12 protein-coding genes and 1 pseudogene are annotated in these 15,253 nt (G+C 68.0%); 4 read left to right on the forward strand and 9 right to left on the reverse strand.

Annotated features, from left to right (window positions below; translation table 11 throughout):
* Positions 1-78: 78 nt before the first annotated feature.
* Positions 79-255: pseudogene (locus ACQEV1_RS41405) on the reverse strand (IS256 family transposase); the annotation flags it as partial.
* 497 nt (positions 256-752) lie between these two features.
* Positions 753-1,553: an SDR family oxidoreductase gene (locus tag ACQEV1_RS41410; protein ID WP_433402013.1), complete on the reverse strand. Its 801-nt coding sequence runs from the start codon at positions 1,551-1,553 to the stop codon at positions 753-755.
* Between the two features lie 242 nt (positions 1,554-1,795).
* Between ACQEV1_RS41410 and ACQEV1_RS41415 the strand changes: the two genes are divergently transcribed.
* Positions 1,796-2,452: a TetR/AcrR family transcriptional regulator gene (locus ACQEV1_RS41415; RefSeq protein WP_433402015.1), complete on the forward strand. Its 657-nt coding sequence runs from the start codon at positions 1,796-1,798 to the stop codon at positions 2,450-2,452.
* A 37-nt stretch (positions 2,453-2,489) separates the two neighbouring features.
* Here the strand turns inward: ACQEV1_RS41415 and ACQEV1_RS41420 are convergent, their stop codons facing one another.
* Positions 2,490-5,609, reverse strand: a complete 3,120-nt coding sequence (locus ACQEV1_RS41420; RefSeq protein WP_433402017.1) for a hypothetical protein — start codon at positions 5,607-5,609, stop codon at positions 2,490-2,492.
* Between the two features lie 476 nt (positions 5,610-6,085).
* Here ACQEV1_RS41420 and ACQEV1_RS41425 point away from each other — a divergent pair, with 476 nt between their 5' ends.
* Entirely contained in the window at positions 6,086-7,405 is a 1,320-nt protein-coding gene (locus ACQEV1_RS41425) for a hypothetical protein (protein WP_433402018.1), read from the forward strand.
* On the opposite strand, the gene ACQEV1_RS41430 is transcribed toward ACQEV1_RS41425, so the two are convergent.
* From ACQEV1_RS41430 to ACQEV1_RS41440, 3 genes are all read right to left on the reverse strand, one after another.
* Positions 7,393-7,839 carry an SRPBCC family protein gene (locus ACQEV1_RS41430; protein WP_433402020.1) on the reverse strand — a complete coding sequence of 149 codons (447 nt, stop codon included), beginning with the start codon at positions 7,837-7,839 and terminating at the stop codon, positions 7,393-7,395. The genes ACQEV1_RS41425 and ACQEV1_RS41430 overlap by 13 nt on opposite strands.
* A gap of 12 nt (positions 7,840-7,851) precedes the next feature.
* The gene (locus tag ACQEV1_RS41435) at positions 7,852-9,144 is read right to left on the reverse strand and encodes a cytochrome P450 (RefSeq protein WP_433402021.1); all 1,293 of its coding nucleotides are present in this window, start codon (positions 9,142-9,144) and stop codon (positions 7,852-7,854) included.
* Between the two features lie 132 nt (positions 9,145-9,276).
* Positions 9,277-9,660, reverse strand: a complete 384-nt coding sequence (locus ACQEV1_RS41440) for a DoxX family protein (protein WP_285630774.1) — start codon at positions 9,658-9,660, stop codon at positions 9,277-9,279.
* A 154-nt stretch (positions 9,661-9,814) separates the two neighbouring features.
* Between ACQEV1_RS41440 and ACQEV1_RS41445 the strand changes: the two genes are divergently transcribed.
* Positions 9,815-10,738, forward strand: a complete 924-nt coding sequence (locus ACQEV1_RS41445; protein WP_433402023.1) for an RNA polymerase sigma-70 factor — start codon at positions 9,815-9,817, stop codon at positions 10,736-10,738.
* A gap of 40 nt (positions 10,739-10,778) precedes the next feature.
* Here ACQEV1_RS41445 and ACQEV1_RS41450 read toward each other — a convergent pair whose 3' ends face one another.
* Positions 10,779-11,378 (reverse strand): DUF7691 family protein, encoded by a 600-nt coding sequence (locus ACQEV1_RS41450; RefSeq protein WP_433402024.1) that lies wholly within the window; start codon positions 11,376-11,378, stop codon positions 10,779-10,781.
* Between the two features lie 84 nt (positions 11,379-11,462).
* Here ACQEV1_RS41450 and ACQEV1_RS41455 point away from each other — a divergent pair, with 84 nt between their 5' ends.
* The gene (locus tag ACQEV1_RS41455; RefSeq protein WP_433402026.1) at positions 11,463-12,050 is read left to right on the forward strand and encodes an HD domain-containing protein; all 588 of its coding nucleotides are present in this window, start codon (positions 11,463-11,465) and stop codon (positions 12,048-12,050) included.
* Between the two features lie 410 nt (positions 12,051-12,460).
* On the opposite strand, the gene ACQEV1_RS41460 is transcribed toward ACQEV1_RS41455, so the two are convergent.
* Both ACQEV1_RS41460 and ACQEV1_RS41465 read right to left on the reverse strand, forming a co-directional pair.
* Positions 12,461-13,498: a family 2 encapsulin nanocompartment cargo protein polyprenyl transferase gene (locus tag ACQEV1_RS41460; protein WP_433402028.1), complete on the reverse strand. Its 1,038-nt coding sequence runs from the start codon at positions 13,496-13,498 to the stop codon at positions 12,461-12,463.
* A 279-nt stretch (positions 13,499-13,777) separates the two neighbouring features.
* Positions 13,778-15,178, reverse strand: coding sequence for a family 2B encapsulin nanocompartment shell protein (locus ACQEV1_RS41465; protein WP_433402030.1), 1,401 nt, complete (start codon positions 15,176-15,178; stop codon positions 13,778-13,780).
* Positions 15,179-15,253: the final 75 nt, after the last annotated feature.

Consider the following 15,253-nt stretch of genomic DNA (forward strand, 5'->3'; position numbering starts at 1 on the left):
GAGAAAGTCACCGAAAGAAACGGGTCACGTCCAGCGGAGTGGTGTAAGACGGCCTCCTCGTGATCCTGTTTCTGCAGGTTAAGAGGTGATCCCTTGTGTGGTGGGGTTTTTGTCCGGCGTTTCGCTCTCCAGCACGCGCAGGCGCGTTCCGGCGAGAAATTCCAGGCCCATGTAGCGGCGGGCTTCGGTCCATTCTTCGGTCTGTTCCATCAGCACCGCCCCGACGAGGCGGATGATCGCGGTGCGGTCGGGGAAGGCCGCTCCCGGCCGCGGCGAGGACTTGAACGGCCCGGCGGCGCAGCCCTACGCGGCGCTCACCAGCACCAATTTCGACGGCATGACGCCGAAGATCCTCATCGTCGTCGGAGAGAAGGACTGGCACCCCTTCTTCTCCGACCGGCGGGACTGGCGAAGCGATCCCTACACCGCGGCTCCCGCGCCGAAGACTCGACTGGAGATTCTCGACGCGGAGCATGGGCGGTATTTCGACCTTCGATGCGGCCGAGACCACCGACGAAAACCCCGACCGTGGCGCTGCCGTACGAGCGCTCATCTGGGCTTATCTGCGCAGCGAGCTCTACCCCGAAGATCCAGCCTGGACGCGGGCCGCTGCAGCGCTCGCCGGCAGCACAGCACCGATCGGACGCGTCGAGTCGAAGTAGACCCCTCCGCGCACGCGGCCCCACCCGAGGTCACCGCACCTCCGAGAGCCCGGCCGCCGGCCGGGCTCTGTCGAGTGTCGACTGTGTCGCCTACAGGCGCTCGCCGCCGGTGGCGTCGATGATCTGGCCCGTGATCCACCGGGCGTCGTGGGAGGCGAGAAGAGCGACGACGTCGGCGATGTCGGCGGGCCCGCCGACGCGGCCGAGGGCGCTCTTCGCGACGATGGTGGCCATGGCCTCGGAGTTGCCGCGCAACCAGTCGGCGTTCATGTCGGTGTCGGTAGTGCCGGGGCGGACGGCGTTGACGGTGATGCCGCGTGGGCCGAGGTGCTGGGCGAGCGGGAGTGTGAGAGCTTCGAGGGCTCCCTTGGTCATGGTGTATCCGATGATGCCGGGGATAGGGACGCGGGTGGCGCCTGAGGAGACGTTCACCACGCGTCCGCCGTCGGCCAGGCGTGGCAGGGCGGACTTGATGATCAGGAACGGCGCGGTGGTGTTGATCTGCTGCTGGCGGATGAAGTCCTCGGCGGCGGTCTCCTCGATGACGCCGTTCACGACGATCCCAGCGTTGTTCACCAGCACCCGCACGGGCACGTCGCGCAGCGCGCCCGCGGCCGCGTCGTAGGAAGCCCAGAAGGCGGTGCCGGTGTCGGGTTCGGCCAGGTCGGCGGCGAAGGAGAACGCCGTGCCGCCGGCCGCGATGATCTTCTCGACGACGTCGGCCGCGGCGGTCGAGTCCTGGCGGTAGTGAACTGCGACGGTGTACCCGTCGGCGCCGAGACGGCTGGCGATGGCCGCCCCGATACCGCGGCTGGCGCCGGTGACAACAGCGATGCCGTCGGACTTACGGGCGTTGAGCGCTTCGATGTCGCGCAGGTCGGTGTCAGGCATGATGCCTCTCTGTCGCCCGGGATCGGGCGGTACTGGGTGCTGATGACGTGCGACGCTTCCGCGCCCTCGTCGCGGCGGCTGCCGCAGAGGGGCGAACCTCGACTCCCGGACTTCTATTCCGAGCGGAATAGAAGTCCGCCCACGGCGGCGATGCGGGTCGTGCCGCACGCAGCCCTCGGTGACCACCGACAGCAGGTACCGACACGCCGAGGTAGGGCGAACGGCGGGAGTACGCTGCGCACATGGCTGGTTCGCGGAACGTCGTCATGGGTCGGCCTCGAGAGTTCGATATCGACGAGGCGCTCGAGCGCGCCATGCAGATGTTCTGGGAACGGGGATACGAGGGGGTCAGCCTCACCGATCTGACCAAGGCCATGGGCATCACGAAGCCAAGCCTGTACGCGGCCTTCGGCGACAAGAAGGAGCTGTTCCGCAAAGCCCTGGAGCGCTACACCGAGGGCCCGGCCGACTACGGGACGCGCGCCCTGGAGGAGCCGACCGCACGAGGCGTGGTCGAGGCGATCCTCCGCGGAGCGGTTCAGACCACGACGCCCCCCGGCGGCCCTTCGGGATGCCTGGGCGTGCAGGTCGCGCTGGCGTCGAGCGAAGCGGGGCGGCCCGCGCACGACATGCTGGTCGAGTGGCGGAACGCTTCGGCTCTACGCCTTGAGGAGCGTTTCCGGCGGGCCGTCGACGAGGGCGATCTGCCGCGCGACGCCGACCCTCGACGGCTCGCCCGATACGTCATGACGGTGACGTTCGGCATCGCCGTCCAGGCCGCCAGCGGCCTCGGCCGGGACGAACTCCAGGAAATCGCCGACACGGCACTGGAGTGCTGGCTGCCGAATGGCGTGCGACGGACGCACCCGGGATCCGCCCCTCCCCCGGCGTACGGGTGAGGGGTGGCCGGTGGCGACGAGCCGTTGCACCAGCAGATCAGCCGCTCGGCGGAGAAGGCTCACTGATGTAGAGGTCGAGACCGTTGAGACGATATTCCTGCACACGATCGGCGAAGCCGTTGATCGTCACCCTTCCTTGGCCGTACTCGCGGAGGATGACGTAGTACTCAGGAACAGTGATCTGCCCCTCCTCCAGCATCGGGACCAGGACCTTGTGCACAACGATGTTGTCCATTCGGCCGGGGAATTCGGCGTGGACGATTACGTCGGTCGGCCGCTGGTAGGTGTAGAACCACACCTGCCCCTTGGCGTGGTCGACGTACACGGAACGCAGCACCGGGTCGGATTCGATGGCGTTCAGCAGTTCCATAGGGGTCGCGGTGTGGGGGTCGAGGCCGGCTTGGCGGAGTCTTCGCATGAATTCCGGGCCGAGTCGTTCATATTTCGCTATTTCCTCAACCGCGAGGCGGGCGCCCGCCTCGCCGCTGGCAGGGTCGTTGAGCCAGATGTCGCCCACGCTGGTGGCGATCTGCCCCGGGGCGTCGCCCCGGCCGGGATCGACATCTTGGGCCTTGGTCTGTTCGTTGTACCTGGTCGCCTTGACGGAGTTGACGGCGTAGTCCCCTCGCGCCTCGGTATAGGTCTGCGGCATGAGGTGTTCCAGGACCGCGGCCGTGACCGCGGCGGCCATACGTTCGTCGGGTCCTCTGCCGTGGGCCTGGACGATGTCGTGTCCGAAACCTGAGAGCATGCTGTCGATCACCTTCACATCCGAATACGGATGAATGGTGGGCGCCAGGCGCCGTATCGCATTGATGTAGCGCAGCGAGTCTCTGGCCACCTGCCGGGCGTGATCGCCGTTGTGGTACAGGTACACGCTCTCGGGCAGATGGGTGCCGCCGTGCACTCGAGGACTGTCTGCCCGACCATAAATGGCGTCGACATGCGCCAGCAGGAACGCCCCCGCGGCGACCGCCTCGTCGACCAGAACCCGGTTCTGCGGTTTGTTCCGCACATCCTCCGGGATGAGGTCCAATACCTCCTGGGCGTTCTCACTGTGCCGCCACCGCTCCCTCGTCTCAGGAGTCATGGCGTCAAGTTCGTCGAGCAGTCTCCGGATATCCGGATCAACTTTCCGGATCCAGGAGAAGTCACGTTCCGCCTGTTCCCTCCAGTCCCCGACGACTTCGGGTGGTGCCGGCGGTTCGGCGGAACCGTGTCGCTGGTCCAGTGGCTGGTGTCGGCCGTCAACGTTCACCGCCTCCGTGACGCCGTGACCGGGGAGAGCGGCCACGACGTCCGACTGACCTGTCTCCGGCCGCCCCGTGGTGAGGTTCTGGGAGTCGGGCAGGCCGGAGGGCTTGAAGTTGATGATGTCGGCGATGCCGCGCCGGCCGGGTGGCGGGGGTGAATCGGTGAGATCGGTATGCACGGAACTGAGGGCGGACGTCGCGGGGCCTGCCGCCGGCCCGTCTGCCGGTGGCGCGTCAAGCCGCGGTTGAGGCTGTGCTCCGGTGGCCGACGCGGGAGGGGCGGGTGCTCTGGGCTGAATGCCGTCGATGTCGGGGGCGGTGGCAGCGTCACCGTTGGCGTGGACACTTTCCAGGTCACCGCCGGTTGCGATCCGTTGGCCGTGGACGGTGCCCTCCCCAGGGTCGACGGCGTGGCCGGGGTTGGCCGGGTTCGTGCCGGGCGGCTGCGTGTGTGTCTCAGCCGGCGTGGAACGGGAGGTTCGATCTGGGCTGTTGCGCCCATGCTCTGCCGCAGCCGTGGGAGGTGGTTGTGGTGTTCTGCCGTCGGCGACAGCGTCTGTGCCGTCGGCGACAGCGTCTGACATGAGGTGGTCGCTTTGTACGGGGGAGGGCGGCTGGCCGGCGAGGCGGAAGACGTCCCTGACGTGGGTGATGGTTTCGCCGCCGGCGCCGATGAGGGCCATACCGAACCCGGTCTCGAAGGCGTGTTCCCAGTCCCAGCCGTGCCCGCTCATCTTGCTGGTGGCCGCGACGGCGCCGGTGCCAACGCCCAAGCCGACCGCGAAGCGGGACACTATGCCGACGAAACCGGGGGATTCCATGGCATTGGCCAGGCGGGTCAGTGCGGGTCCGCGGCGCAGCAGTACGGGCAGGCCCGCCTTGGCGCCGCCCATCAGCCCGCCCACCATCAAGCCTTGCCCCAGCGCCCCGCCCAACTCGCCCCACTCGATGTGACCGGTGCGGAACAACTGGTCGATCACATCGAGTCCGCCGGAGAACACCGCGCCGACCGCGGCTTCGAACACGGCCTTGACCAATAGTCGCAGGATGATCCGCAGCGCCTCACCTTCTCGCCGGATCAGCTCCAACGCCGCTATCAGCCCGGTCTCGACGAGCGGGCCGAGCATGCTGACCGCGACCATCAACCCCACCACGAAGACCGCTGAGGCCACAAAATGCCACTGGGCCTTGACGATCGCGTCGATGCCTTTTCGGCAGTAGGCCGCCAGTTCCTCACAGCGCTGTTTCAAATCCGCCAGCAGGCCACCCTCACCGTGCACCACCCGCGCGGCCTTATCGAACGCATCGGTGGCGGCTCCGGACCCGCTACCGCTCACCCGACACGAATGATCAGCGACCAGGCAGGTCACCTCATCGACCACTGCCGCCATCGTCGTCGCGGCATCCCGCAAGGCCCCCACGCCGCCGACGTCGCCATCAGGCCAGGCGAACCCCAGCCCGGCGGTCTCGAAAAACCATGACGCCCGAAGCCAGATGTCCGGCGGCGAGATCGTGGAGGGCGACCCATCAGGAACCGGCTGCGGCCGGTACACACCGGTGCCCGGCGGCAGGCCCGGCGGCGGCACCGCGCCTGGTCGCCCGCCCAGCTCATCGACGATCGTTCCGTCGGCCGTGATGTACCGGCCGCCCGCATCGACCAGCCCCGCGCCCATCCCGCGCAGCAGGTTCACCGCCGCAGGCAGGTCCTTCAACAGTCCATCCCGGCGCCGTACGAACCCCTCGAACAGCCCACGGCCCAGATCATCACTACCGAACGGCTGCCCACCCACCGCCCGGCAGAACGCATCCACCCCGTCGGCCAACCGCGAGGAGGTCTCATCGACACCACGCCCCGCCCGCACCCACAGCTCAGGCGCGACATCAAACCCTGTTGATGCGGTCATTCAAACGGCCCGTCTGGGGTGGATGGCCCTGAACCCTCTTCTGTTTTGCAGACACGTCGGGGGTTGCGACTACGCGGCATCGTAGCCGGGCTGTCGGCCTATCCAGCTAACAGTTTAAATTGTTTCGAAAAGTCAGTTACGGAATGACAGAACGCCAAAACGATGCCGACGTCCTCCGTCAAGGAGGCAAGAAGGAACTGCCGCGCACTATCGGCACGGTCCAGAGGGGTCGGCCGCTGGGCGACGCGCCTGACCCGCAGGCGCCGCCGGTACGCCGGACGGCCCGAATTATCCATACTGGACGGCCTAAAACCTGCTACCATCACGACACGAGCAGATCGGCTCCCATTAGAGAAATTTCCCCCGAAAACACCTCTGGTCGTCGACATGCACCATCGCACTATCGCTCCCCGCGAACGAGCACGTAGGCGAGCCCTCACCCACGTCCGCCGCGGTCAGGCTCACCGATGACCGCCATGGGCGAGGCGCCGACGGTTGATGTGAACCTCCGCCGGCGCCAGGCACTCGATGCCATCCGGGATGCACTGACCCGCGACCTGAACCGCTATATGCCGGCCAGTGGATACCGCGATTTCTACGGCTGGGCCCTCACCACGGAAAACCCGGACAGAGACGGCTTCTGCCGGATCATCGCGCTCAACCAACTGGCCGTGATGACCACCGCGATGCTGGATGGCCTCGGCGAGGCCGCCGATTGGCCGATCCTGCTGCGCCACGCCGTCCCCGTGAACCTCTACCAGGTATTCGAGGTCGTCTCCGACAATCTGGGCCTGGGCCTGGCCCGTGTCCGGCGCGGCGCCCCATCGGCGCAACGGGACCTGCTGGTCGACTTCAACGACACCATGATCGCGGATCTTCGTACACCGTCCGCGACGCCGGCGGCCGAGTTGCTCGCCCGGCTCCGCACCCCGGCGGCGGTGTTCTCCGGATCAGCGCAGAGCCTGGCCCCCGACAGTCACACCGCGGCCACGCGGCACTACGCCGAGGCGCACGGCGAGGTCACACTCGACGAACTGGATCACGCCGTCTGGCTCGGGCTGGTCGCCAACGTCGAAAGTGGACGCGACGTGCTCGCCGCGATCAGGGGAACCTACACGGAGCCGCTGGTCCGCGACACCACCATCGACCGCTACCAGGCGGTCAACCGGATCCTGCAGAGCCGGCACCTGTCCCGTCTGGAACGTGCCGTCCTCGGTGCCCAGACAATTCTGGTCGTGCCGACTCTCGGCTACTTCACGGCCGTCCTCGGCGAAGTGGTCGGGACGGACATGGGCTACCGCCGTGCGGTCGAGGACGGCTCGCTGCTGGAAGCGATGTCGAACGCCGCGTTGCTGGTACGCCTGCAGAACGACCTTGGCACCCGCCTGCTGAGGATGACGCGGGAGCAGCAGAGGGCATTCCTGCGAGAGCTGCCTGAGCGCCATCCACCCGCCGACGGCGAGGATGTGCTCGCGGTGCTGACCCGGGCTTCGGACGCCGAACCGGTCCTCAACCGCTTCCGGAAGGACCTGAAGCACGGTGAGTTCAATGTCTGCCTGAGCGAGCTGAACCCACAGGACGACGTCCACGACGGGTTGGCCGTGCTGTCCGACTCACTGGCCTACTTCACCGCCCTGTACACGCGGCACAGGAGGGCACTCGTCGACGATCTCGCCCAGCTCGAGACTCGCCTACGCGATCAGCGGATCACGGCGCTCATCAAGAGGTTCGTTCTGTTTCACGAGAAGATGTACGCCCTCCACTACGACGGTGGATCCGGCGACTACGCGGTCTGACTCTCTTCCGCTCCCAGGATCTGTCCCAGCCGGATGAAGTTTCTCCCCACCCTGCGACGAAGCAGAAGGATGAAAAGCGGTCCGAGCGGAAGAAAGATCCCCGTGATGGTAACCGTCGCATCCATCGTGAAACGGGTGCGGCCGGGAGCCACCGGCTCGAAGATGTACGTCGCGGTGAAAGGAATACGCGAGTCGACCGACGAAAGCACGACACGATGCGGCGGCCGCGGGTCACTCACCCGGATCCGCGCCCGGTATCGAAGACCCAACATCGTGAGGCTCTGCTCGTACACGTCGTCGGCCTCTGAAACGAGCCTCACTCCCGTGACTCCGCGATACCACTTGATATCGTTGCGTGGATCGGAAATGAACTCGTAGGCATCCTCAATCGGCACGTCGAGAAGAAGCCGTTCGATGTGCTTCAGCGTTCGCATCGCCAACCCGCCTTACTCTCTCCGCTCGACCCGCATGCGAAGCCGGCTCGGTATCAACGTCGCGGACGCCTTCTCCACCGTGCGGTCGACCGGTCGCAACCGGACGCGCGCGGCGATCGTCGCCGTCACCGTCGTCATCTCCAGGAGGGCGAATCCCTCGCCGATGCAGTTGTGCGCGCCACCGCCGAACGTCATGTACGCGTGCCGGGGCACCTCGCGGGCTCGCTCGGGCGACCAACGGTCCGGGTCGAAGCGCTCCGCGTCGGGATAGACCGCCGGATCACGGTGGGTCGCGTACGGGCTGAAAAGCACTGAAGCCCCGGCGGGCAGGTCGTACCCGCCGAGCGAGACCGGTTCTCGGACGCGTCGTGTGATCAGCCATGGCGGCGGGTAGAGGCGGAGCGCTTCGCGGATCACTCTCCGCGTGTACGCGGACCCGCCCGCGTCGACCTCCTCGTGCAGGAGATGCTCCACGTCAGGGTTTGCCGCGAGCGCGTGCCACACCCATGCCAGCGCGTTCCCGGTCGTCTCGGTACCGGCGAAGAGCAGGTTGACGACCTCGTCGCGGATCGCGGTGTCGTCCAACCCCGCTCCGGTATGGGCGTCGTGCGCGCTCATCAGGAGAGACAGCAGATCGTTGTGGTCCAGGCCGTCCGCTCGATAGCGCTCGATCAGTTCCTCGACCGTGCGCCGTAGCCTCGCGTTGGCCGCGGCGAAGTTGCGGTTGAAGGGCAGCGGCAGCCGCTCCAGCGACTCGATCGGCGACAGCGCGCGCCAGGGAATGCCGCGCAACACGACCGGCAGATCGCGCTGGATCACCGCGACGGCGTCGGCCCCCAGCTCCGCCGAGCACATCGCGCCGACCACCACCATGAGCGACAGCCGCCGCATCGCCTCGTCGACGGCGATCACCTCGCCGTCCTTCCAGTCATCCACCATCGATGACGCGAGGTCGCCCATCAGCGTCGAATATCTGGCAACGCGCTGCGGATGGAACGCCGGCTGCATCAATCGGCGCCGGTCCCGGTGCGCCACCCCGGTGGCCGTCGAGAGCCCGTTCCCGAGCAGCGCCTTGAGTTTGTCGTACTGGACTCCCTTGTCGAAACGACTCACGTCCGCGACCAGAATCCGGTGGACAAGCTCTGAGTCATTCACCACGTACATCGGCTTGCCGGCAACGTGGATGACCACGACGTCACCGAGCGCGCGCAGCGACCGCATGAACGGCAACGGCGCGCGCAACAAGTACGGCAGGTGACCGAGCAGCGGCAGCCGACCCGGCGCGGCGGGAATGACGGTCGCCACCACTGTCTCCGATCGGGACCCTTTTTGAAGGAATGCCAGTATGCCCAGTTAACGCGATGGACCGGAACCCCTACAGAGTTTATGAAAATATAGCGAAGTGCATTCCATTAGCGAAATTGCAAGGCGCGCTTGTCAGCCGGTGAAGGATCCAGGGCCGAAGCGGCCCCACGCGATGAAGGCCGCGAGCAGGAGGTAGATCAGGTTCAGGACCACGAAATTCGGCTCGCCGCGCCGGCCGTGGGTGATCATCGCGCCGACCATCAGCAGCACCCAGCAGGTGGCGGTCACCGGCACCAGCACCGGTGCGACGCCGGCCACCGCGGGCAGGATCAGGCCCGCCGCGGCCAGGAGTTCGAGGACGCCGAGGGTCTTGACGAGGCCGACGCCGGCGTCGCCGGTCCATCCCCCGCCCGGGGCCGCGGACAGTTTCTCCTTGGGCACGAATGTCTTGCTGATGCCGCCGGTCAAGGCGACCACGGCCAGCAGGCCGGCGCAGATCCACAGCGCGAGGTTCATGAGAGGTCTCCCTAAGGTGTGCTGTTGTGGGTGGTTCGTCCACCAGGTGCCGGCGCCGCGGGATGTGTGACGGCTCAGGCGTGTGACGTGCGCCATAGGCAGACGGCGACCGTCTGCCCGCCGTGGTGTGATGTGTCGAGATGAGGAGCCATCGGTGGCAGAGCACGACGTACGACCCGGCGTGAGCGACGGCGCTCGCCCGGACCCCGCTACCGAGGTGTTCGTCGCCCACCGCAACCTGCTGTTCACCGTCGCGTACGAGATGCTCGGCTCCGCCGCCGACGCCGAGGACGTCCTGCAGGAGACCTGGCTGCTGTGGACCGACATCGATCTCGACACGGTGCACAACCGGCGCGCGTACCTCGTGCGGATGACGACCCGCCAGGCGCTCATGCGCATGCGCACGCTCAGCAGGCGCAAGGAGACCTACGTCGGCCCCTGGCTGCCCGAACCGCTGCTGACCACGCCCGACGTGGCCGATGACGTCGAACTCGCCGACAGCGTGTCGCTGGCCGTGCTGCTGGTGCTGGAGACGCTCGCGCCGACCGAGCGGGCGGTGTTCGTGCTGCGCGAGGTGTTCGAACTCGACTACGACGAGATCGCCGAAGCCGTCGACAAGACTCCTGCGGCCGTCCGCCAGATCGCGCACCGGGCACGGACACACGTCGCCGCCCGCCGCCCGCGCGACGTCGTCTCCCCGGCCGACAGCCGGGCCGCGCTCCAGGCGTTCCAACGGGCGGTGGAGACCGGTGACCTGCAGGGCCTGCTCGACGTCCTCGCGCCGGACGTCGTCGCCCTGAGCGACGGCGGCGGAGTCAAGCAGGCCGTACGGCAGCCCGTCGTGGGAGCCGGCAAGGTGTCCCGTCTGCTGGCGGCCGGTCTGGAGCGAGTCGGCGCCCAGACGTCGGTCGAGCCGGTGCAGGTCAACGGCTGCCCGGGGCTCATCATGCGGCTCGACGGGGAGATCGACGGCGTCCTGGCGGTACGGGTCGAAGGCGGCCTCGTCACCGGGCTCTACTTCGTGCGCAATCCCGAGAAGCTGTCACGTGTCGAGCGGGAGACGGCGCTGAGCCGCTGAGGGTGGACCGCCGTCGTCGGCCGGGGTGAGGGGTCGCCGGTCAGAAGCCGAAGCCGGCGACCGACCAGCCGGGCCTGGCCTGCGCCTCGCGTGCCCACCCGACGCACGACTCGATCGCCATGAGGACCTCCTCGTCGAGAGCGTCGCGCTGCTCTTGGGCCGTGGCCTCCCAGCCGGCCACCGCCTGCGCGCACTCCTTCGGCGACCATTCGCCGTAGCAAGGGAGATGATCGGGAGGGGGCAGCTCCGAAGGGACCGTGCCGTACATGAAGTCGGTGACGCGGACACCGATGCCGAGCTCGGCGAGCCCCTGGTCGACCGTCTCCAGCCAGTCACCCCGGAACGGCGAGAACTCGCTGTTGTCCAGGAACCTGCCGTGGAACTGGCAGATCGTCTGGTAGGCGTAGCCGTACTGGAAGCCGTACGCGGCGTCGTACGGGCCGCCGTCGATCACCGCCCTGATGGCGTCGTACCGCGTGGGAGCACCCGCCTTGATCTCGCTGTCGAACCACTCGTCCGCGTGAGCGATCGTGGTCTTGAACCGGCCGCCGATCATCCGGCGGAGCTTGTCGTCGCCGGAGCCGATGGCGCCCCGGGCCTTCTCGAGGTCGACGAGATAGAGGCTCAGCGAGTAGCTCATGCCGGGAACCGTAGCGGCTGGTACCGACATCGACGCCGCGGCGGACGGGCTCCGCGGTGGTGCGGGGTTCGCTATCGTGCGCGGATGGCATCCTCGGCTCTCGATCGGGCGTTGCGTGGTGAGGCCGGGCTTCGGCCGCTGCCCGAGGAGGTGGACGGGCTGCTGCGCCGGCTCGACGCGCCTCCTCGGCTCGGGGCGCATCTGCGGGCGGTGCACGATGTCGCGTGCCGGCTGCTCGACGCACTTTACGAGCGGTTCCCCGGCGTGGACGTCGATCAGGAGGCGGTGCGCTACGGCGCGGCAACGCACGACGTCGGCAAGGCCTACGTGACCGCGGAGTTGTCGGGACCCGGCTCGGAGCACGAGCGGCGCGGGCATCGGCTACTGCTGGACCACGGCGTCGAGGAGAGGCTCGCGCGGTTCGCGCGTACGCATGGCAGCTGGGACGGGCCGGACGTCACGTTCGAGGATCTGCTGGTGAGCCTGGCCGACAAGGTGTGGAAGGGCAAACGGGTGCCCGACCTGGAGCAGCGTGTCGTCGACCACCTCGCGACGGCCGTCGGGCAGGAGCCGTGGGAGGTGTTCATGACACTCGACGACCTGCTCACCGAACTCGCCGCCGACGCCGACCGGCGCCTGGCCTTCCAGTCCGCTCATCCCATCACCTCCTGACCCGGACGCCGCCGACCTCTCCGACGCACGCCCGGCACAACCCTGCTGCGGCCTGCGGCCTCCAGGCCGCGCCCTGCACCATCGCCCCTGCTCCGGGTACCGCGAGCCCCGATCCCCAGCCCGCGCCCCCTGCGGTCGGCGACCTCCCGCCACGCCTCCCAGTACGCCTCTGCCTTCCCATCACCCTGATCCGGGCGCCGCGAACCCTGGTCCTCAGCTCACGCCCCCGCACAACCCGCCGCGAACTGCGGCGCCTTGCGACACGCCTCCGCCTCCCCACCACCCCCGATCCGGGCGCCGCGAACCCCGACCCCCAGCTCACACCCCCTGCGGTCGGCGGCCTCTGGGTCACGCCTTCCAGCGCGCCTGTGTGTCGCCTCGTGGTTCGGCGCGGGGGTACGGCTCGCCGTCTAGTGATCGCGGCGGGTGATCATTCGTGCGAGGGTGGTGAGTTCGTCGGCGGGGCGGGCGGCGGGATTGGCCGAGCGTAGGTGGTGGAGGGCGTCGGCGAGCAGGTCATCGGCCTTTCGGCGGCACCAGGCGCGGCCTCCGGCGCGTTCGACCAGATCGGCCGCTTGGATCAGTTCGTTGTCGGACATCGGCAGGTCTCGGTGGTAGAGCGCGGCCAGTTCGTGGCCGGCCGGCGTGCCCGAGGTCAGGGCGGCGACGACCGGCAAGGACTTCTTTCTTCGGCGCAGGTCGGCGTAGACGGGCTTGCCGGTGAGCTTGGGGTCGCCCCAGATGCCCAGCAGGTCGTCGGCCACTTGGAACGCCAGGCCCAGCTGCTCGCCGAAGGCACGCAGCCGGACCGCCTGATCGGGCCGGCCGGCGAACAGCGCGCCAAGGCCGCACGCGCAGCCCAGCAGCGACGCGGTCTTCCCGCCGGCCATCGACAGGCACTCGGACAGCTCCACGTCGGTGCGCGTCTCGAACGAGATGTCGGCGCTCTGACCGGCGACGAGCCTCTGCACGGCGGCACTGACCCACCGCATGCCCTCGGCGGCGGCCGGATGCCCGCTGGCCGCCAGCAGGTCGAAGGCGAGTGTCAGCAGTGCGTCGCCGCCGAGGATCGCGGCGCCGACCCCGAACGCGGCCCAGGTCGTGGGGCGATGCCGGCGCGTACGGTCGCCGTCCATCACGTCGTCGTGCAGCAGAGAGAAGCTGTGCACCAACTCGATCGCGGCCGCCGCGGGCACCGCCACCGCCGGCGCGGCGCCGACGGCCTCGGCGGCCAGCAGGGTGAGGGTCGGGCGGATCGCCTTGCCTCCGGCGGCGTGGGCCGGCTGGCCGCGTTCGTCCCACCAGCCGAAGTGGTGGCCCGCGATCAGCCGCATCGGCGCGGGAAGCGTGTCGACGGCCGAGCGGAGGGCCGGGTCGACCACGCTCCGGCTCCAGGCCAGAATCTCGCCCGCCTCGCGCGTCGTCGCCGGGTGGTCGGTGGTGGTCATGAGGCCTCCCCCGCCGGCGAGGAGACCGTAGGGGCTGCGCTGCTGATTCTCTCGCTTCGCTCGGTCATGGGGCCTCCTTCGTCGGAGGGAGTGACCACCGGACCGTGCCTTCGATTCCCTCGCTTCGCTCGGTCACGGGGCCTCCTCCGTCGGAGGGAGTGACCACCGGACCGTGCCTTCGATTCCCTCGCTTCGCTCGGTCACGGGACCTCCTCCGTCGGAGGGAGTGACCACCGGACCGTGCCTTCGATTCCCTCGCTCGGTCATGGGTGCCTCTCGTCAGCGGGAGATCTCGACGTTCTCGAGGATGCCCAGCGCGTCGGGCACGAGAACGGCGGCGGAGTAGTACGCGCTGACGAGGTAGGACAGGACGGCCTGATCGTTGATCCCCATGAACCGCACCGAGAGGCTCGGCTGCACCTCGTTCGGGATGCCGGTCTGGTGCAGGCCGATGACGCCCTGGTCGTCGACGCCGGTCCGCATCGCGATGATGGAGGTCGTACGGTCGTCGCCGATCGGGATCTTGTCGCAGGGGAAGATCGGCACCCCACGCCAGGAGGTCACGGCGTGGCCCTCCACATCGAGGCTCTGGGGGTAGACGCCCCGGCGGTTGCACTCACGGCCGAACGCGGCGATGGCCTTCGGATGGGCGAGGAAGAACCGGGTCTTGCGGCGGCGGGTGACCAACTCGTCCATGTCGTCCGGCGTGGGCGGGCCGGAGCGGGTGTAGATGCGCTGCTTGAGGTCGGCGTTGTGCAGCAGGCCGAACTCACGGTTGTTGACCAGCTCGTTCTCCTGCCGCTCTCGCAGCGCCTCGATCGTCAGCCGCAACTGCTGCTCGACCTGGTTCATCGGCTGGTTGTACAGATCGGCCACCCGCGTGTGGACCCGAAGCACCGTCTGGGCGACGCTCAGTTCGTACTCGCGCGGCGACAGTTCATAGTCCACGTACGTGCCCGGCAGCACCGGCTCACCCGAGTGCCCGGAGGCCAGGGTGATCGCGGCCTCGCCGTGTTTGTTCTGCGGCGGCCGTTCCTGGTCGCGCAGGCCGGCGAGGTGGTCGCGCAGTTCTTCGGACTGCTCGACGAGTTCGTCGAAGCGTTCGCGCGACAGGGCGAGCACGATGCATTTGGTCTGGGCCTTGGCGGTGAAATCCCACGTCTCCTGAGACCCGGCCAACGCCCGATCACCGAAGTAATCACCATCCGCCAACACCCCCAAAGCCGTCTCATCACCATACTTACCAACCCCCACCCGACTCACCTTGCCATGCGCGATCAAAAACACCTGATCCGCAGGCCTCCCCACCTCCACAATCACATCCCCAGCATCAAACTCCTGCTGCACAAAACGCCCCGCCAACGCATTCAACGTCCCCTCATCCCCAAACCCCCGCAACAACGGAAGCTCACACAACTCCGGCGGAACAACCCGCACCTCCGACCCCGTCGAAGAAAAACTCACCCGCCCATCCCCCACCGCATAACTCAACCGCCGGTTCACCCGATAAACCCCACCCGACGCCTGAACCCACGGCAGCATCCGCAACAACCACCGAGACGAAATCCCCTGCATCTGCGGCGCCGACTTCGTCGTCGTCGCCAAATTACGCGCCGCCGCCGTACCCAGACTCAACGGCGAACCCTCAACACCCAGACCCGACTGCGCCGACTCCGTCACGACACACACCACCATTCTGTTTTCACTGTCAGTTGTTGATCCGTACGGGGAGAGGCGCGGAGCGCGTGCCGCTCC

It is taken from the genome of Actinoallomurus sp. CA-142502 (assembly GCF_050936355.1).
In the GTDB taxonomy this organism is placed as follows: domain Bacteria; phylum Actinomycetota; class Actinomycetes; order Streptosporangiales; family Streptosporangiaceae; genus Actinoallomurus; species Actinoallomurus iriomotensis.